Source organism: Amphritea sp. 1_MG-2023 (assembly GCF_030547545.1).
Classification (GTDB): domain Bacteria; phylum Pseudomonadota; class Gammaproteobacteria; order Pseudomonadales; family Balneatricaceae; genus Amphritea.
In genome coordinates, this window is record NZ_JAUOQE010000029.1 from 15378 (window position 1) to 34677 (window position 19300).

Annotated in this window: 15 protein-coding genes; 1 reads left to right on the forward strand and 14 read right to left on the reverse strand. The window is 48.9% G+C overall.

Annotation, left to right across the window (positions count from 1 at the left end):
• Positions 1-26: 26 nt before the first annotated feature.
• The 11 genes from Q4488_RS14425 to Q4488_RS14475 form a co-directional block, all read right to left on the reverse strand.
• Positions 27-1832: a methyl-accepting chemotaxis protein gene (locus Q4488_RS14425; protein WP_303581183.1), complete on the reverse strand. Its 1806-nt coding sequence runs from the start codon at positions 1830-1832 to the stop codon at positions 27-29.
• A 165-nt stretch (positions 1833-1997) separates the two neighbouring features.
• The gene (locus tag Q4488_RS14430) at positions 1998-2735 is read right to left on the reverse strand and encodes a M48 family metallopeptidase (protein ID WP_303581184.1); all 738 of its coding nucleotides are present in this window, start codon (positions 2733-2735) and stop codon (positions 1998-2000) included.
• A gap of 88 nt (positions 2736-2823) precedes the next feature.
• Positions 2824-4878: a DUF3488 and transglutaminase-like domain-containing protein gene (locus tag Q4488_RS14435; protein ID WP_303581185.1), complete on the reverse strand. Its 2055-nt coding sequence runs from the start codon at positions 4876-4878 to the stop codon at positions 2824-2826.
• Positions 4875-5987 carry a DUF58 domain-containing protein gene (locus tag Q4488_RS14440; protein ID WP_303581186.1) on the reverse strand — a complete coding sequence of 371 codons (1113 nt, stop codon included), beginning with the start codon at positions 5985-5987 and terminating at the stop codon, positions 4875-4877. Before Q4488_RS14440 ends, Q4488_RS14435 begins: the two co-directional genes overlap by 4 nt.
• A 72-nt stretch (positions 5988-6059) precedes the next feature.
• The gene (locus tag Q4488_RS14445) at positions 6060-6977 is read right to left on the reverse strand and encodes a MoxR family ATPase (RefSeq protein ID WP_303581187.1); all 918 of its coding nucleotides are present in this window, start codon (positions 6975-6977) and stop codon (positions 6060-6062) included.
• 349 nt (positions 6978-7326) lie between these two features.
• On the reverse strand, positions 7327-7809 hold the full coding sequence (locus Q4488_RS14450) for a peptidylprolyl isomerase (RefSeq protein ID WP_303581188.1): 483 nt from the start codon (positions 7807-7809) through the stop codon (positions 7327-7329).
• A gap of 163 nt (positions 7810-7972) precedes the next feature.
• Positions 7973-9004, reverse strand: coding sequence for a nitronate monooxygenase family protein (locus Q4488_RS14455; RefSeq protein ID WP_303581189.1), 1032 nt, complete (start codon positions 9002-9004; stop codon positions 7973-7975).
• 10 nt (positions 9005-9014) lie between these two features.
• Positions 9015-9674 carry a LysE family translocator gene (locus Q4488_RS14460; protein ID WP_303581190.1) on the reverse strand — a complete coding sequence of 220 codons (660 nt, stop codon included), beginning with the start codon at positions 9672-9674 and terminating at the stop codon, positions 9015-9017.
• Positions 9675-9798: 124 nt separating this feature from the next.
• Positions 9799-10692, reverse strand: a complete 894-nt coding sequence (locus Q4488_RS14465; protein WP_303581191.1) for a DMT family transporter — start codon at positions 10690-10692, stop codon at positions 9799-9801.
• Entirely contained in the window at positions 10689-11432 is a 744-nt protein-coding gene (locus Q4488_RS14470) for an ABC transporter permease (protein ID WP_303581192.1), read from the reverse strand. Before Q4488_RS14470 ends, Q4488_RS14465 begins: the two co-directional genes overlap by 4 nt.
• A gap of 104 nt (positions 11433-11536) precedes the next feature.
• Complete coding sequence (locus Q4488_RS14475; protein ID WP_303581193.1) at positions 11537-13369, reverse strand: ABC transporter ATP-binding protein; 1833 nt, start codon at positions 13367-13369, stop codon at positions 11537-11539.
• A 291-nt stretch (positions 13370-13660) separates the two neighbouring features.
• Between Q4488_RS14475 and Q4488_RS14480 the strand changes: the two genes are divergently transcribed.
• Positions 13661-16822 carry an EAL domain-containing protein gene (locus Q4488_RS14480; RefSeq protein WP_303581194.1) on the forward strand — a complete coding sequence of 1054 codons (3162 nt, stop codon included), beginning with the start codon at positions 13661-13663 and terminating at the stop codon, positions 16820-16822.
• Between the two features lie 67 nt (positions 16823-16889).
• Here the strand turns inward: Q4488_RS14480 and Q4488_RS14485 are convergent, their stop codons facing one another.
• The 3 genes from Q4488_RS14485 to Q4488_RS14495 form a co-directional block, all read right to left on the reverse strand.
• Entirely contained in the window at positions 16890-17702 is an 813-nt protein-coding gene (locus Q4488_RS14485; protein ID WP_303581195.1) for an HD-GYP domain-containing protein, read from the reverse strand.
• Between the two features lie 117 nt (positions 17703-17819).
• The gene (locus Q4488_RS14490) at positions 17820-18611 is read right to left on the reverse strand and encodes an endonuclease I family protein (RefSeq protein WP_303581196.1); all 792 of its coding nucleotides are present in this window, start codon (positions 18609-18611) and stop codon (positions 17820-17822) included.
• A 100-nt stretch (positions 18612-18711) separates the two neighbouring features.
• A complete protein-coding gene (locus Q4488_RS14495; RefSeq protein WP_303581197.1) occupies positions 18712-19185 on the reverse strand; it encodes a DUF2947 domain-containing protein in 474 nt (157 codons plus the stop codon).
• Positions 19186-19300: the final 115 nt, after the last annotated feature.

Below are 19300 nucleotides of genomic sequence, written 5' to 3' on the forward strand. Positions count from 1 at the left end.
CAGGCTATCGTTACTCCTTTTTCGACTCAACCTGCGGTGTCTCGATCCTGTAATAATTCCGGCTTGAAGCCCAGTGCAAAGCAGCCCCAATGACGCCCATCAACATAGATAGGAAAGGTCAAATCATTGAGCACTTCCCCCGTATCTCGAACAAACGTCTGTAGTAAAAACGGTGCGGTGTTGCTAGTGCGTCGCACTTCGGCCCGACTACCGGTAAAGAAACGACGATGACGGCTGTTCACATTATCGACCTCGTAATCACCCGTCAGAGGCTCGGATACTTTACGATGATGAGCCGGCGCATAACCATCAAGACAGATCGGTAAGGCATAAATCAGATCAGGCTTCGCCACTAAGTAACCATCAAAGATCGGCTGCATCCGTTGCTCAAACACGTCCGCATAGCTGACATCAAACTTTTCAGGCAGTCGTCCCTCGTTAGTCCGTTGATAGTTATGATCAAATATATCGTAGCCCTGACTATACATCTGCTCCAAGTTATCCTGCATTTGTCGAGCCCATTCACGCCCCGCCTGAATAATCTGTTCAAAGCTACCATAGCCAATAATAAACCGCGACAAGAGCTCTTGAGTCTGCTCCGTTGACGCTTCGAGTTCGCCGGAGAATGTCCGTGAGCACTTCATTTCATCTCGAATATCGCCACTAATACCCGCAATACGTTCAACATGGGAATGTGATTCTTTATTGCTATACGACAGCTCATCAAGCGTTGAGCTGATGGTAGTTAATTGACTATTAACATCCTCAAAATCCCTCACCAAACGCGTAAACTGTTCACTCGTATCACTGATAAAACCTTCGGTGTTGCGAGTGTATTCGAGAATGTTGGCAGAATTCGTACGGGTATCTCCGACGAGTTCGGCCATGACGGAGATATTCTGATCGATCTCCGTGGTTGCATCCTGTACCTGTTGCGATAACGTCCGTACCTCATCGGCGACCACGGCAAAACCGCGACCCGCTTCACCGGCTCTCGCCGCCTCAATCGAGGCGTTCAACGCTAATAGATTGGTCTGATCAGAGAAACGCTTAACCATCGATAAGATCTCTGTAATGGTTTCAGAACTGGCACTCAATTTTTCAACAGTTTGCTGAAATCCCGATGCCAATGCTGAAATATTACGTACCTGACCTAAAGCTTCCTCGAGTTCGTGACTGGAGGTTTTAATTTCAGCCAAGTTATTACGCGTATATTCGGAAATCTTTAGGGTATTACCGGCCACTTCCTGAATCGCTGAAGTCGATTCTTGACTCGACAGCAGCACTTGCTGAGCCTGCTCTTCCTGATCATTAGTCGACTGATAAACTTGCTGTAACACCTGACTTAACTGTGTCGCACTCAACGCCACTTTAACGCTATGATTACGGGTTTCAGCAATAATTTTTTTCAGGCTATCGGAAAAACCATTATAACTGCGGGCCATCATCGAGATTTCATCGTGCGTCATATCAGGCAACGTGGCTGAGATATCGCCATCTTTATCCTTGATATCACTCAACACATCGACCATTTTACGGATCGGCCGTAAAAACAGATAGCGCATAAAAAAGATGCTAAACAGCGAGACGGCAAATGAGAAGGCCAGCACTAGCCAGCTTAACATCTGTAAGTGATTCAAGTGCGCGATTAAATCAGGGTTATTGACGTCAGTATTATTAGTCGATGCGAGTAACTGCTTAAGCTGATCGAGACCGCTCCAGTTTAATCCCATAAACAGTAACGTCGGGATTAACAGGAGAACAACATTGGCGACAATCTTGCGAGTTAAGGTATTGAAAAAGGTTTGTTCTAGGGTGTTATAAAGCCTCATACTGATCCACTTCTTATTTCTTATCGTTATTGTTTATTTAAGTTAAGCGATATCTGTGTTGTAAACAACATCACACTGAGTTGAAAGAAAAACACTACCCATTTCAGGTATTTAAAATACGATTGGCGAGAAGTAGGCGCTCAACATGGCAACCATGATCGATTGCTATGAGGTCAATGATGTCAGTCGCGGAGGCCAGTCTAAATGCCCCCCTTGAAGGTCTAACCACGCCTTAGCGCCGCGGTAGTCTGGATAAAATTTCGCCACGCAGTCCCAAAAGGCCGCTGAATGATTCATATGCTGCAAATGACTCAGTTCGTGCACAATCACGTAATCGATAATATGCACCGGCGCCATGATCAATAACCAATTAAAACTCACCACCCCGCGACTATTACAACAACCCCACTTCCGTCGATAGCTACGCACTCGCACTTGCGAGGGTGTCAAACGCATATGTACGCCCCAAAAACGAACGCGAGTCTGAAAATAATGCTGCGCCTGCTCTCGATACCACAGCAATAATTGTTCACTAATCGCCTTCTCACGTGCCTTTCTAATGCGTCGAGAAAGAATCAATTTAATCCGCTCGGGCGAGACAGTGACACAGGTATCCGGCTGATTCACCTCGACCTCTAGCAGGCGACGCTCACCTAACCAAAGTAACTCACTACCCTGATCGAGCGGCGACGAGATAGGCGCTTGCGGCCGTCGCAGGCGCAAGGCTTGCTGTCGAGCAATAATCCAATCCGCCTTAGCCGCGACTAACCGGTTAATCTCAGATTGCAACACGCGCGTCGGTGCCAGCACTCGAACACTATCAGGCCGCACCTGAATTTCGATGCTGCGACGGCGAGCGCTGCGACGCAGCGTATACTCAGGCAGTTTAGACGCGAGTGTCATTCGCTATACTCATTCAACATTATCAAATCGACTCATACCCATGTGTTAAGAAAAAATGTTGTGCCACCGGCACTGATGCGTGCAATAATCATGTTCCATCAGTCACACCCTGAGCCCCCGCCTCCACGGGATGCAGCTTAGGTAGGCGCTCACAACAACGATCGATACTCGCCTTAAACTGCCGTCGCAGTTCGGGGTCTGCATCCTGCGCATAGCAAATTTGTTCATAGCAGCGAGATAGGATCTCAAACTCACTCGCTAAGGCCGGCAACGCCGGTGTCAATCGCGCGAAGAATGATCTCATCGCTTCACCTTGTCGACGCTGTAAGTTAGCCGTGATCAATCGCTTATCGAGCTGTTCCAGCGCTTCAAGCAACTTATCTTTGCGCGCCCCGCGATGACGTAACAAACTAAAAGCCACCCATGATAAGACCAGCGCACCGGGAAACATGATCAACAAGAGTATTTTCAGCACGCTAATGTCGCCCAGCAGTTGTTGCAAAAAACCCGACTGACGTTCATGAAAATTCAGCACCCATCGATGCCAATCATAGTTTATGGCTTCATATCTCAGCCTAATCTGCTTCAACAAGCTATCACTAAGAAAGCCATTACGCATCAGCATCGCATCCGCTAAAAACGTCGGTTCAGTGCTGAATAACTGAGCCGCTGACTGTGCCAATCGTGATGGCGCCACCACCGCAGTAGGATCGAGACGGTGCCAACTTGCATCACTCTTATCCCAATATTCCAACCATGCATGCGCCTCATATTGACGCACGGTCAGTGCACCATCCAGCGGATTCAACTCACCACCGAGATAACCGCCAACCACCCGCGCGGGTATCCCTGCCGCCCGTAATAACATCACCCCTGCGCTAGCAAAGTGACCACAAAAGCCTCGCTGAGTCTGAAACAGAAACTGATCAATCGCATCCGTCTGGCCTAACAACGGAGGTTCGAGAGTGTAACGAAAATCCGTGGCAAAAAAACGCAGCATTTGTGCGCTCACATCTTTTGCCTCTGAATACTGTGCTGCCCAGGTTAACGCCAGTTCACGCGACTGCGCATTACCTTGCGCGGGTAATTGCAGATAACGGGCAACATCCTTCGCTGAAAGCGTCTCCGGTATTGGCCCGACGCGAGACATCAACCGATACTGCTGACGCTGCATTAATCGCTGACCCGCCTGTAAGGTCAAATCATCTAGTTGACGAAATTTACCCGGATAATTCACTGGGACATCAAGCCCATAACGCCAGCGTTGACCACTGGCCTCCATGGTTAGCAGATAGGAAAATGACTCAACATTCGTGGACGGCCCCTCAACGCCTTGATATTGCGGCATAAGCGAACGCTGCCTATCGGCCTCGCGAGGACGATCGGAACGACGCCAGCGTCGACCATCAAATTGATCATACGTTAGGCCGCGCCAATAGCGCAGTTTCTCGGCTGGCAGTGGCTCATCAAAACGAACCCTGAAAGCGATATCAGCAGAACGGGTTAATTGACTCACATCCCCCGGCGACATCGAATCCGATAGTCCGGTGAAACTCTGCCCAGCATTCATATCAACCTGCCAAAGCGGGCCTATTCGGGGGAAAATTAAAAACAGGATCAGCATCATCGGCAAAGCCTGTAGATACAAGACCGCCGATCGCTTCAAGGGCCGCCAAATATCATTATTTTGCTGACTACGAAACACCGTATTCAGACTGGCCGTGACAACAATGAGAGAGCCAACAGCGTATAACGCCATCGGAATCGATTGATCAAACAGAAAGCTACACACGATGAGCAAAAAGGCCGCATAAATCACCACCAACGCGTCTCGTCGCCGATACATCTCTGTTAGCTTTAACAAAAAAGCACTGATCAATAACCCAACCGTCACCACCATCATCGTGTTTTGACGCAGTTCAGCGATCAAGCCTATCAACACTAACAACATCAAAGCGAGGCGCACACTCCAATGCGGAAAACTCCAACGACCACTATGCACCATCAAGCGCCAGCCAATCGTCAGTAAAGCGAGTAGGAATAACCAACTGGGCACCACCGTGATATACGGAGCCATCACCATTAAAATGCTCACCAGCAACCAGATCATGCTGCTGCGGGTTAACTGAAATAGCGGCATCATAAACCACTCTCCTGCGCCGAACGTTGCCTCTGGATATGCGATAGGGTCGATGGGTTTGCCTTATCTTCCACTTCAGACGCGCCGCTGGTATCGACTTCATCGACAGGTAAACCGGTTGCATCACTCGCCCCCGCCTGTAAACCAAAGCAAGCCAACGCTTCGAGCACCCGCAATCGATGAGCTTCCCCCTGAGCCGGAGATATAGTGCAACCCGGCAGCATTAAGCCGTAATCATCGCCGCGTGCATGAAGCTGAAGCACCCACCAGGTCAGCCGAGAGAGTCGCGCTTCGGTGTCTAATTCAGGCCATAATGCCCAACTCAACCAACGTCGCTCGTCGTTTAGCTCAACATAGTGTTTAACATGCATACCCTGCCCTCGCGCAAATTGCTTCCACGCAACCCGCCTCAACGGCATCCCCGGTTGATACGGTTCTAACCCAGCAAACTCCTCACCTCCGAGGCGTTCGCTCTGCTGCCCAGGGAATGGATTAGTACTATCGATGGCGCGCAAATCGGTCAGCTGACCACCCGCCACAGGGCGAGGGTAGATCAGCGCGTTAAGATCGGTTTGAACCCAGGTCCAGGCGCGAAATAAGCCCAGCGGATAGTAACTTTCAATCAACAGCGCGTTCGGTTGGAATACACCTCGACGATCAGGTGTTTGATATAATGTTAAGTTACGCTGTCGATCATCTAACAGATCAACAGCGCAACCTGAGTGTTGATGCAGCCGTAACTGAATACTTTCATATTGACGCTGTCCTTGTGCCGTTAGCAACAGATCAAACGCCGCCTGCTCGCCCAGAAAGCAGCCGTGTCCGCGCACAAATTGAATCGTAAGGCCGGATAAATTGGCGTAGGTATGCAGTATCGTGACGATGAATAAGCTGGCGAGCAAAAAAGTCACGGCAAACATCAAATTGTTCTGAAAATTAATGCCTAACACCAGCATAATCAGCAGCAGCAGTAAAAACACAAAACCACTACGCGACGGCACAATATAGATACGTCGCTGACTCAGAGTGAGTTTTTTTAACCGCGGGCTGCGGCGTAAGCTCCAATTAAATACGGCGCGTCCTAATCGCTGTCGTATCGATCCCATCATCATCCAGCCCTCAGGTTAATCACCGCCGCAAATCTTCAATCCTTAACCTTCAATCTTTAACTTTTAACGACTGAATCATGCCACCACATCGACACGGCTCAATAACTGTTGAATCAACGCATTAGCCGCCAATCCCATATCATCAGCCGCTCGTAGGCGATGACCAGCCACGGGACCTAACAGCTGCTGTAAATCCTCTGGAATGACATAATCGCGCCCTTGAATGAAGGCCCAACTACGACAAGCTTTAAGCAGCGCCAATGCCCCACGCGGCGAGATACCCACACTAAAATCAGCCGACTGACGACTATAAGCCACCAGCCGTTGAAGGTAATCAATAATACTATCCGAAACCTTCACTGCTGCACAGGCCGCCGATATCGCTTGTAATTGAGCCGGAGAGATCACTCTCGACATCGTCTCTAAGCGTTGTCGCGTATCGCCTCCTTGCAACAATTCACGCTCGGCCCTGGCATCAGGATAACCGAGCTCTAGGCGCATCAGAAATCGATCCAACTGAGACTCGGGCAGCGGAAAAGTCCCCTGCTGAGTCACCGGATTTTGTGTCGCTATCACAAAAAAAGGCTCAGGCAGTTGATGTGTTTGTCCATCGATACTCACCCGCCCCTCTTCCATCGCTTCTAACAGGGCCGACTGGGTTTTAGGCGTGGTACGGTTGACCTCATCGGCTAATAATAACTGAGTGAAGACCGGCCCCGGATGGAATTTAAATTGATGGCTCGCGGCATCAAAGATGGTGACGCCCAAGATATCCGCCGGTAACATATCACTGGTAAACTGCAATCTCTGATATTCCAACCCCAAGACTTTTGCTAACCCGTGTGCGAGGGTTGTTTTCCCCATCCCCGGCAAATCTTCTATCAATAAATGCCCCTGACTAAAAATACAGGTCAGCGCCAATTGTATCGCCTCCTGCTTGCCATAAAGCACGTCGGATACCTCTTTTATGGCGGCTTCAATCTGATGTCGCATCGGGATTCCTTATAGTAAAGCGAGTAAAACGGTCGGAGTTAGATAAACCAGCATCGACTAGCGACTTAAACCATAACATTAAAAGCATAAAGTCGGGGATTCTCTTGACTAAAGGTTGTCTGCGGACAATGAATCGAAGCATATGGTTCATCGCTCGAAACGCTGTATTACAGACGCTAAACGTCATACATTCAAGCCTATCAGCTAAATCAGACATGCCAAGCAACAAAAAAGGCGCTAAGCGCCTTTGAAAGAGTTCGAACCTGTTATTACATCAAAGCAACGGTTACATCATAGCAATGATTACATCAAAGCTAGGTTAACCGTTTGCTTTGCAACTGAAGGCTCATCAGTGATGATGACCGCCTTCACCATGCGCATGACCATGCTCCATCTCTTCTGCAGTGGCATCTCGCACTTCTACGACTTCTACATCAAACTTCAAGGTTTGATCGGCCAGAGGGTGGTTACCATCAACGATAACATTTTCTTCGGTCACGGCGGTGACAACAACCGGTTGCTGACCCCAAGACGTCTGTGCCATAAAACGCATACCCACTTCAATGCTATCAACGCCTTCAAACGCAGCACGCTCAACTTCTTGAATTAGTTCGGGATTAATCGTGCCATAGCCCTCTTCAGGTGGCACTTCGACATTCACTTTGTCGCCCGCTTGTTTGCCATTCAGCGCTTTTTCCAAACCTGGAACAATGTTGCCAGTACCGTGAAGATAAGCCAAAGGCTCTGCATCAACAGATGAGTCCATGACCTCATCATCTAGGTTAGATAGGGTGTAGTGAATCAGGACAATCTTGTTGTCAGCAATCTGCATCGTTCAGACCTCAGTAGGTTTAGACATGAACAGCGCTGCTGACAGAGGCCTGGATTAGTATGTGTTTTTTTAATTTGGGGGTGAGTACTTCGATATCAACCCCTAAGGCTAAATTTCCTCAGTAAAGCGCTTATGTAAAATACTTATGTAAAGCTCACGGCCGTTAGCGCGAAGCAAACAGTTCCTCAATTAATCTCGCCGCGCCAACAGCCCGACAACCATGACGATTCTGACCACTCCACAACGGTGAAAAATCACCTAATCCCTGCTTTTCTGCCGCCTGACGTAAAGGGGCCATCGCCGTCCCCGCGAATGGAAATGCGGGCGCCTTATCCGTCATCGGTCCCAGTTCTCGCATGACGCGATTAACAATGCCACGGGCTGGGCCACCGGAGAAAATATTGGTCAACGCCGTTGACGCATGCACATCGAGTAACGCGCGACGATGAATATCGCTGATACGAGATTCATCACATAACATAAACACCGTGCCTAGCTGAACACCGGCCGCGCCCATCGACAACGCAGTTCGAATACCGGCATGATCGGCAATACCCCCCGCAGCAATCACCGGTAACTGCGTGGCGGCTAGCGTTTGCGTCACTAATGCTGACGTGTTCATCTGTGTCGACAGATCTCGATCAAGGAAAAACCCACGATGACCTCCCGCTTCCACTCCCTGAGCAATAATCCCATCAACCCCTTGCGCCTCCAACCATACAGCCTCAGCCACCGTGGTAGCGCTGGAGAAAATCTGACAGCCGGCGCGTCGCACTCGTGCTAATAACTCTGTATTCGGCAAACCGAAATGAAAGCTCACCACCGCGGGCTTAAACTCGTCGATCACATCGGCCATAGCATGATTAAACGGGCTGCGAGACGCTGACGCAGAGATTTTATCGGGATCGAGATCAAATGCCTGATAGTAGGGCCGTAAGACTTGACGCCAGTGCTGCTCTCGCGCCTGATCAGGGTGAGAGGTATGGGCAAAAAAATTAACATTGAACGGTTTATCCGTGGCCGCCCGAATAACACTCAACTCGGCCCGCAGCTGTTGCGGCGTCAACATCGCGCTAGGTAATGATCCCAGCCCACCCGCCTGACTGACGGCAATCGTCAACGCAGCGTCCTGAGCACCGGCCATCGGTGCCTGAATAAGAGGTAATTCGATACCCAACTGTTGTTCTAAACGCATCACTGATCCTTCACTGATCTTTCATTAATGCTAATCGCACCCCTAGATAGATCAACACAGAACCACTCACCGTATTAAAACTATGACTGACGATCTTATTTTGTAGCCAACTCCGCGCACTGTTCACCGCCAAGGCCAAACCACATTGCCACAGCATCGCAATCACAAAATGAATCGCCGCCAAAAACAGCGATTGTGTCAATGCCGAGTCTTCAGGGTCGATAAACTGTGGTAAAAAAGCCATATAGAACAGTGCTGTTTTCGGATTCAATGCATTTGACAGAAATCCCTCTCGCAAGGAGCGCCACAGCTGAAAAGGCCGCGCACGGCCTTCCGGCAGACTAAACAGACCGGCACCGTTAAAAACACCCCGCAGACTGCTAATACCTAACCAGATCAAATAACATGCGCCGACCAATTTGAGCACGTGAAATGCATTCGCCGATTGTAGCAAAATCACCGAGATTCCCAGCGCCGAGACAGTCGCATGGAGAAACAGCCCGAAGCAGATACCGGCACTGGTCGCGAAGCCATCTTGCCACCCCCCTCGAGCACTGTTACGAATGGTCACCATGGTATCGACACCTGGTGCCACCGTTAATAAAGTAATCGCTATTAAAAACGTTAAAAACAGTTGACTCTCAATCATCAGTGAAACACTCCATGACATCTTTATCCTGATTACTCTAGGGTGACTACATCGCTGCCGCGTTGGCAAACGCGTTAAAATTCATCACTCCGATCATACTCAGCTTTAATCAACCTGCGCATTATCTCAACAAATACCGCAGCGTTTACTCAACTCGTCGTTGTAGCAGATAGTAGCGCCCTGCCACAATCAAGAAAATCCCACCCAATACCAATAGCGCCGCTATCAGTAAGCGCAAGGTGATCATATCGTTAGCAAAAATAACGCCCCCCAGCGCCGCAATCACTGGCACCAGTAATTGTAAGGCCGCTGCCTGTACCGCCGATAGCCCTCGTAAAGCACGATACCAAACGGCATAACCGATGCCAGAAGCAATACCACCCGACACCATCGCTAACAACACGCCATCGACTGTCAGGGAGATATCATCTAATAATAACAGGATTATCAGTGTGACGATGATCAACGGTAGCGTTTTAAAGAAGTTGTGAAAGGTGTCAGACAGCGGATTTACCGAGCCGCGGCCGACTAAGGTATAGATGCCCCAGGCAATCCCCGCCAGCGTCATGATAATGAAACCCCACAATGATGGCGTATTGAGCACCGGCAACATCAGATAAACGAAGCCACAAAACGCCAACACTAACCCAAACCACTCCACACCCAATAAGCGGGTACCCCGCAGTAAACTCACCAACACCATGGTGATTTGCACCGCGCCGAACAGAATCAGTGCGCCGGTGCCGGTATCCAAACTGATATAAGCATAGGAAAAGCCCAGCGCGTAGATAAATAACATCAGCGCCGCAGGCCAGCTGCCTCGACTGCGCTGACGATCGGACTGGGCTCGCCGTCCCTGCGTCAGATACCACAGTATTAACAGCACGATAATACCTGAGAGCAAACGAATCAGGGTAAAACTCCCCGCATCCAATCCCTCATCAACGAGGGCCAAACGACACAAAACCGAATTACCCGCAAAGGCAATCAGCGCAAAGGCGGTATATAAGATCGTCGATAAGTGTGATGGCATACTCATTCGTTATTCCTCGACTGAGAATTGTCAGCCTGAGTCGTCAGTGTTGTATTATGATGAGCGCGGCCTAGTAACCAAAGCATCAGTGCCGCCCCGCAACCGCCACTGCCTAGCACCATGGTCATAATCATAATCTGATAGCGCACCGCGATGAGAGGCGAGACACCAGATAAAATCTGTCCGGTCATCATCCCCGGCAGCGACACTAAACCGACCGCCAGTAGACTATTAATCTGCGGAATCATCGCCGCTTGAAATGCCGTGAGACGCGCTTTAGCTTCGGGCTTCGCCTGTTTGAGTTCGGCATCATAACGTTCGGCCGCCAAACTAATGGCATTCATGGTGTTGGCAAAATACATACCTGCCAGAGGAATCACCACCCTCGGCTCATACCAAGTTTCAACACCGATCACTAGCACCAGCGAAATAAACAAGTGCAAGCCGGCCGAACCCGCCAAAGCGATCAACGCGGGCTTAAAGTAGTGACGCTGATGCGCTACCGGTCGCAACGCAATCCAACTGGCAATACAGACCATCAGCGTTAAAACCCCGAGCGTAATCCAAGCAGAGGGGTTTTCAAACAACGCCACCAGCACATACCCCACCGCAACCAACTGCAATGTCATTCGCGCCGCCGACACTAACACATCTACCGCACTACCCGACCAACGCGCATAAACCACGGCGATCAATATTACTGGGATAGCACACCAGGCCAACGACCCCCATGAAATCACCTGCATCTAGGCTCTCCCGTTTATATCCTGACTCCAATTAGCTGCTTTAACACCATCAGCCGTTCAATTGTCCCTTGTAAGCCAACGACGCCTCGTCTAATGATCTATCGTTAGGTTTCCATACCGATAAAACCACCCGATTGATGAGCCCACAATTGTGCATAGATACCGGCTTTTTTCACCAACTCATGGTGATTTCCCTGCTCGACGATACGTCCTTGATCCAGCACAATCAGCCGATCCATCGCCGCAATAGTCGATAAACGGTGCGCAATCGCAATCACCGTTTTACCATCCATCATATTCAACAATCCCTGTTGAATATCCGCTTCAACGCTGGAATCGAGTGCCGAGGTCGCCTCATCTAAAATCAAAATAGGTGCATCTTTGAGAATAACCCGCGCGATCGCCACTCGCTGTCGCTGACCGCCTGACAGTTTAACGCCTCGTTCACCCACCTGCGCATCATAACCCGTGCGTCCCTGCGGATCGCTTAAGCCCAAAATAAACTCATGCGCCTCGGCGCGCTTGGCCGCAGCGATCATCTGCTCATCGGTGGCATCGGGGTGACCATAGAGAATATTTTCCCGAACGCTACGATGTAACAACGAGGTATCCTGAGTCACCATACCGATCTGCTGCCGCAAACTATCTTGCTGTACGTCACTGATATCCTGCCCATCAATCAAAATCTGTCCATCGGCCAAATCATGAAAGCGTAATAATAGATTCACCAAGGTCGATTTTCCCGCCCCAGAACGCCCCACCAACCCAATACGCTCGCCCGCGCGAATGGATAGATTGAGCTGTTCAATCACGCCCTCAGTTTTATCATAATGAAACGATACATCCTTAAAACGGATCGCTCCTTGACTAACGTTAAGCGGTTTGGCATCGCGATTATCAGTGACATCTAGTGGCTGAGATAATGTATTCATACCGTCAGTCACCGTGCCAATATTTTCAAACAGCATACTCACTTCCCACATTATCCATTGAGACATACCGTTGAGGCGTAGGGCTAAGCTCACCGCAATCGCAATGGCACCCACGCTGACCAAACTAAAACTCCAAAGGTAGATCGCCACCGCCGTAATCACAAACACCAGCAGATAATTGAGGCATTGCACCAGAACATTGAGGCCCGTCGCCAGACGCATCTGCTGATAGACGCTGGATAGAAAGCCCTCCATGCTTTCTTTGGCATAATCGGATTCACGTTGACTATGGGAAAACAGTTTTACCGTGGAAATATTGGTATAACTATCCACCACTCGGCCGGTCATCGATGAGCGAGCATCCGCTTGCACCGCTGACACATCGCGGAGCCGCGGCACAAAATACCACATCAACAAGCAATAACCGATCAGCCACCCCAATAACGGCAACATCAAACGCATATCCGCCTGTGCCACCAACACCATCATCGATAAAAAATAGATGGCAATATAAACCAACACATCTAGCAGTTTCATCACCGCTTCACGAACGGCTAAAGAGGTTTGCATCACCTTGGTCGCAATCCGCCCAGCAAAATCATCTTGATAAAAAGATAAACTCTGACGTAACAAGTACCGATGTGCTAACCAACGAATCGCCATGGGAAAGTTACCCAACAACACCTGATGCACAATCACCGAATGCAGCGCCACCAGTAACGGCAAGCCCACCAACAACAGCAAGCCCATCAGCACAAGAGTATCGCCCTCTTGTTGCCATAAGGTGTCCGGCTGCTGCTGATTCAACCAATCAACTAACTGTCCCAAAAAACCAAACAATGATACCTCGGCGATGGCCAACATCGCCGAACACAGCGTCATCAATAGTAACGGCCACTCCATGCCTCGGGTGTAATAACGACAGAAGGCATAGAGTCCCGATGGCGGTTGACGTGGTTCGGGCTCAGGAAAGGGGTTGGTAAGACGTTCGAAAAATCGCAGCATGTATACATTCCAAAGGCGCTCACGCGCCGCAAAAACAGAGGAGGAAATCATACCTTAAGCGAGTCCCTTAAGTATGCATACAACCGCTATTTAGCGCCGCACGCGGCACGATTCATCGATGTGATCGACGAATCCGCGGTTATCGGCAGCCGTTGAGGTATTTGCATCTTTTTTCTGCACGCTATGGTCTAAGCTAAATAGTTAGAGATAACATTAAAATAGTGCTCTTAATAGGTGCTCTTAATGATGTGGGCTCGCTCAACTCACTTATCACTGCGTGGATATGTATAAATGGACTTTCGCCGTTTCAAACCAACATCATTACATAAACGTGTGCTCATCTTAACGCTCGCAGGATTTCTGTTAACCACCCTCATTGTGACGCTCTCGGTGTTCCGCTATCTGCAGAATGACACCTCCCAGCTACTCGTCGAACAGCAACAGATCATGGTCGATATGGTCACTAAACAGATACATTCCGAGCTGCAAGAGCGAGTCGACTATCTGGAAAAATTCACCCTTATTCTTCACAGTAGAGAGCAACTTCACTCAGTCGAAAGATTGCAACAAATTCTAAAACAGGATACTCATTTACAGCGGCTATTTGGTGGCGGCGTCATCATCGTCAACCCGCAAGGATTCTCACTGGCTGATTACCCAACCGTACCGAATCGTATCGGTTTAGATTTCTCTGATCGGCAACACCTACAAAAAGCTCGACAATTAAAGGCCACCGTCATTACCGAACCACTCATCGGCAAAGGACTAAAGAGCCCTCTCTTCGCTATCAACACGCCGATCCTCTCAGCCTCAGGCAACATACTCGGCTTTATTTTCGGCGTTAAAATGTTGGCCCAGGATAATCTACTCAAAGATCTATCGCAGCCGATCCTCAATGATGCGGGACGGATGATGATTATTGATCCAAAACTCGAGATCTATATCACCGATACTTCCCGAGGGGTTGCGCTAGAAAGCTATAAAGATGAGCCGTACTGTGAATGCATTGAACTCGCAAAGGCCGGCATCGCCTCCGGAATAACGCAAAATACTGAAGGTGATCGCGTCATTTTTGCATCGGCTCGGTTAGATAACATGGACTGGATTGTGATTCGTCACTATCCGCTCAAACAAGCCATGGCGACGATTAACACGCTGAGTACAAAAATCGTTATGGCGATCTTGGTTATCAGCTTACTCATCGCTGGCATTATCGCCTACCTGTTAAAAAAATTGCTCACCCCACTGACCAACGCCTCCCGCGATATCCGTCACATGGCTGAAGGTAAAATAGCGATGCACCCGCTAAGAGTCGACAGGCACGATGAGGTAGGACAGTTTTTACGAGCGTTTAACCAACTATATCGTAACCAAAGCCGCTATGAGCAAGCCCTTAAAGACTCGGAGGAACGCTATCGACTGACCATGGAGGCCACTCAAACCGGTTTATGGAGCTGGGATCTTCGAGATAATTCGATTCGCTGGGATAAGCAGTGTTATCAGATGCTGGCTTATAAGGATCAGGCTTTTCAGCTAAATAAAAACCTATTCAAGCAACTCATGCATCCCGACGATAAGCGGCGCTTCTACCACGATTTTTTGCCTCAACTACTCAACAATCATACCGCTGAAATCGAGTTCCGCTTGCTCACCAGCGAAAATAAGTGGCTATGGGTTAAAAGTCGAGGTAAACCGATCCGCTTTGCCAACGATAAACAGCCGCTCATCATCGCTGGCACACATATAAACTTCGAAAAACAGAAACAAACCGAACAACTACGCTTAGCGGCGGCCGCGTTTGAAAGCAATGATGCGATCATGATCGTCGATTCAGAGAATCACATTATCAAGGTGAATAGCGCTTTTTCTCACATCACCGGCTATTCAGCCGAAGAAGTCATCGGCCACTCGCCTGCTATTTTACGTTCGGGCGTACACAAAGCGTCATTCTATGAAGCGATGCAAACAAGCTTAAAGGACTCGGGAAAATGGGCCGGCGAAATCTGGAACCGACATAAGAATGGCACTTTCTATATTGCTTGGATGAATATCAATACCCGACTCAACGATGATCATACGGTTAATCAGTACATCGCCACCTTCGCGGATATTACCGAGAAAAAACGTACGGAAGAGCTCATTTGGAATCAAGCAAACTTCGATCCCCTAACCAACCTACCCAATCGGCGTATGTTTATGGACCGCCTAACGCAAGAGATTCGCCTTGCCGCTCGCTCTCAAACTTCCCTCGCGTTATTGTTTATTGATCTCGATCAGTTTAAAGAGATCAACGATACCCTGGGCCATCATATCGGCGATCAATTACTGCTCGAGGTCGCGGCCCGATTTAAACATTTAATCCGTAGTAGTGATACGGTCTCCCGTCTGGGCGGCGATGAATTTACGCTGATTCTGCCGCAAATTGAAAACAGTACTCAGGTGGCGCAGGTGGCAGAAAAGCTACTAACCGTGTTGCAGCAACCCTTTGAACTCGATCATCAACGTCGTTTCATCTCAGCCAGTATTGGTATTGCCCTCTACCCTCAAGACAGTCAGGATACCGAACAACTCATTCAGCATGCCGATCAAGCAATGTACGCGGCGAAAGCGGCGGGACGCGCAAGGTTCCATTTTTATACTTCCAACATGACGACCCTGTCACACAAGCGCACTCAGCTGATCAACGATCTGCAGCACGCCATTAATGAACATCAGTTCCAACTTTACTACCAACCCATTATTTCGCTGCAGGATATGCGCGTCGCTAAAGCAGAAGCCTTAATACGCTGGCATCATCCTAACGAAGGCGTCATGTTTCCTCATCAGTTTATGCAAACGGCCGAAGAAAACGGCTTAACTCTGCCCTTGGGGGATTTTATTTTTCGCCAAGCCTTACATCAGGTGAAGCGTTGGCAGCAACAGCTTAACCCGCAGCTACAAGTTTGCATTAATGCTTCACCGGCCCATTTTGAAACCCAGCAGGATGAACATTGTGCCTATGAACAGTGGCTTCAGATAGCCCAAACAGCCGATATAAGCCCGACAGAAATAAGCATCTGGATAACTGAACACCTCCTCATGGATGCTTCGTCGCAGACCCAGCAAAAAATAGCTCAGCTTAGAGATGCGAATATTCAGGTAGGCTTAGACGACTTCGGCACTCGCTTTTCATCCTTAGCCCAGCTCAAACGTATGAAGATCGATTATCTGAAGATCGATCGTTCATTTATTCGCAATCTCCACTCAGCTTCCGATGATATGACCCTGTGCAACGCGATCATTGTGATGGCACATACACTGGGTTTAAAAGTCATTGCAGAGGGGGTTGAAACGGAAGAACAGCATCAATTGATGCTGCAGGCTAACTGCGACTTTGGCCAAGGCTTTTTCTATGCCAGCGCGATGACCGTAGAGCAGTTTGAGCACTGGCACCGCACTTTCCAACCAGCATAACCGACAACCTAATCGACAACCTAACCGACAACCTAGCCGACAATCGGTGAGCAATACGCACCTGTCATTAAAACAAAGAGCGTTGCTTGGCAGACGCTTTAATCTCATCGTAATGATCTATAAATAGGCGAATCATCTCTGGATCAAAGAGCGTCCCCGCCTGCTCTTCGAGATACTCAAGCACACGCGCCTCAGACCAAGGTTGTTTATACACTCGTTCCTCGAGTAACGCATCGTAGACATCAATAACCGCAAACATGCGCGCAGCTAAAGGCGTCTCGGTGCCCTTTAATCCTTCCGGATAACCGCTACCATCCCAGCGTTCATGATGACCATAGGGAATATCAACAGAAGGTTTCAGAAATTCGATATCCCACATCATATCGCGAGCAATCAGCGGGTGTTGCTGCACAATCGCTCTTTCTTCATCCGTCAGTCGGCCCGGCTTAATCAAAATAGCATCAGGAATGCCGACTTTACCGGCATCATGCATCAGCGCTCCACGGGCAAGCCAGGTCAGCTCGTCACCCTCAATCCCCATCAACTCAGCCATCTTAATCGCCATCCGCGTCACCCGCAGACTGTGCTCACCGGTCTCCTCGTGACGAATATCCATCACCTGTACCCAGCCCTGCAGAGTCTGATCGTAACTCTGACGTAACTGATGATTTATCTGTTCAATACGACCAAAATCAGTACGCAAAAGCGACAACAGTAACAGCGAGGTAATCCCAACAAAGACAAAACCCTTGAGGTTTTGTACCAAAATAATCATCTCTTTAGTGTGAAAGAATAAACCGACGAGTGAATCTGAAAAATACACCCAACAGGAGGCAAACACGAGATAGATCAAAACGGTACGGTAATAAGGCTTTAACATCAGCACTCTCAATACAAAATATTTTTATTTTAGGGATAACGTCCTTTTACGTATTTATCGTCAGCTAGCCTTTGAATCATAGACTAGGCTGACGCTTTAACGTACAACTTTCTCGCGCTATAACTGCCCTAATTTTATCAGGATACGTTGCACCAGCGACTCAGCTTCCGCTTTAGAAACCGACGTTTGCGACGCACTCTCTTTAGCCACGACAGCGCGATGCTGATACGGCGCGGTGACATAGGGATTGCTATTGCCCTGCAACGTACTGATCGCCTCATTACGCTTAAGTTCCCACTGATCAACGGGATCGAGTCGATGCCAAGCGGCAAAAAGCTGTTCTTGTTTAGCACTGATATGCAAACCATATTGATCACGCATATAGAAATAGGTGCGCGCGATATCACCCTGCCGATTAACTGGTGGCTCAACTTTACGTTGTTTGAAGTTAACTTCCATATCGCAACGGCCGTACACCCGTGGCTCACCTTCGAGGGCCGCAAAACTATAATTCGAACGATCACCGTTCACTTCGCCGATCGCGGGCACTAAATTATGCAGATCAGCTTCCATGCGTTTAAACGCTTCGACTCGCTTACAGGCTTTACGTCCGCCCGTTTGCCAACACTGCAGTTGATGACCAAAGGCCCATGCTGGCACCACATGTTCCCACTCAATACGGCCAGCTCGGTTGGCGTTTTTACGCGGTGTATAACCGCAGCTTTGCCAATCTGGGATCAATTTTTTGCCCTGCAACTGATAATCACAGCCACAATAAAAACTCACCGGGTTTTGTTGATACAGTGTTGCTAACAATCGCTTTGATCGACTAAATGACGGTGCAGCGTCAACCACCATACAGGCAGACAATAGCCACACACTCAGTGGAACCCATAAACGCAGGGACATAGAAAAGCCTTACAACGACAACAGAAATCCATTCCTACAACTCACTATCCATAGCGAGAGCTTAAAAGAAAAAATATCCACGTGGATAAGGTATAAAGTGTTACTTTCGATTACCGATGCGGTAGTTGCCCGTTTGCTGAAACTGCACAACTTGCTTGCGCTTACGACCGATGAGTATTGGCCCATCATCGAAAAAGAGAAAGTTTTTCCAGTGACGACGAAACACCGCCCAATTGGTCTCGATCACATGCTCGCTGCTGTAGCAAAACCACACCACGGTAGCATCATCCCATTGCAGGTGTTCAGCTAACGCTTCGGGTAAAGCCGCCTCATCAGATTCCCAACGTTGTTGCCAATTAGCGGTTTCCAGCCAAGTTTGACTCTTATTGGCCCAATCATCCGCCCCAAACAGGCCGGGATGGTTACAATGCTGACTGATCTGTTGAGTCCACACCTGCTCGGCGCGTGCCTCTGTGAGAGGTTTAATCTGCGCCAAATCATCATCACTGACGGGTAGATCTTTATGCCTGAAAATCCAGGCTCGTTTGTATTGCTCGACCGGCAAATAGCTCATGACAACTCGATGATTTCAAATTCAAAAAAGGCTCGGCCACTATACCAGAAAGCAACGTGACAACAATCAACAGTCGGCGCGGATAGGCAATTAATTAGGGAAGGTGCGAATAAGT

Coding starts and splice junctions, on each gene's coding strand:
- Q4488_RS14470 (WP_303581192.1), bottom strand. CDS start 11,432: ATGCAGGTGATTTCATGGGGGTCGTTGGCCTGGTGTGCTATCCCAGTA.
- Q4488_RS14425 (WP_303581183.1), bottom strand. CDS start 1,832: ATGAGGCTTTATAACACCCTAGAACAAACCTTTTTCAATACCTTAACT.
- Q4488_RS14430 (WP_303581184.1), bottom strand. CDS start 2,735: ATGACACTCGCGTCTAAACTGCCTGAGTATACGCTGCGTCGCAGCGCT.
- Q4488_RS14475 (WP_303581193.1), bottom strand. CDS start 13,369: ATGCTGCGATTTTTCGAACGTCTTACCAACCCCTTTCCTGAGCCCGAA.
- Q4488_RS14485 (WP_303581195.1), bottom strand. CDS start 17,702: ATGTTAAAGCCTTATTACCGTACCGTTTTGATCTATCTCGTGTTTGCC.
- Q4488_RS14460 (WP_303581190.1), bottom strand. CDS start 9,674: ATGTCATGGAGTGTTTCACTGATGATTGAGAGTCAACTGTTTTTAACG.
- Q4488_RS14435 (WP_303581185.1), bottom strand. CDS start 4,878: ATGATGCCGCTATTTCAGTTAACCCGCAGCAGCATGATCTGGTTGCTG.
- Q4488_RS14440 (WP_303581186.1), bottom strand. CDS start 5,987: ATGATGATGGGATCGATACGACAGCGATTAGGACGCGCCGTATTTAAT.
- Q4488_RS14480 (WP_303581194.1), top strand. CDS start 13,661: ATGGACTTTCGCCGTTTCAAACCAACATCATTACATAAACGTGTGCTC.
- Q4488_RS14450 (WP_303581188.1), bottom strand. CDS start 7,809: ATGCAGATTGCTGACAACAAGATTGTCCTGATTCACTACACCCTATCT.
- Q4488_RS14465 (WP_303581191.1), bottom strand. CDS start 10,692: ATGAGTATGCCATCACACTTATCGACGATCTTATATACCGCCTTTGCG.
- Q4488_RS14490 (WP_303581196.1), bottom strand. CDS start 18,611: ATGTCCCTGCGTTTATGGGTTCCACTGAGTGTGTGGCTATTGTCTGCC.
- Q4488_RS14445 (WP_303581187.1), bottom strand. CDS start 6,977: ATGCGACATCAGATTGAAGCCGCCATAAAAGAGGTATCCGACGTGCTT.
- Q4488_RS14455 (WP_303581189.1), bottom strand. CDS start 9,004: ATGCGTTTAGAACAACAGTTGGGTATCGAATTACCTCTTATTCAGGCA.
- Q4488_RS14495 (WP_303581197.1), bottom strand. CDS start 19,185: ATGAGCTATTTGCCGGTCGAGCAATACAAACGAGCCTGGATTTTCAGG.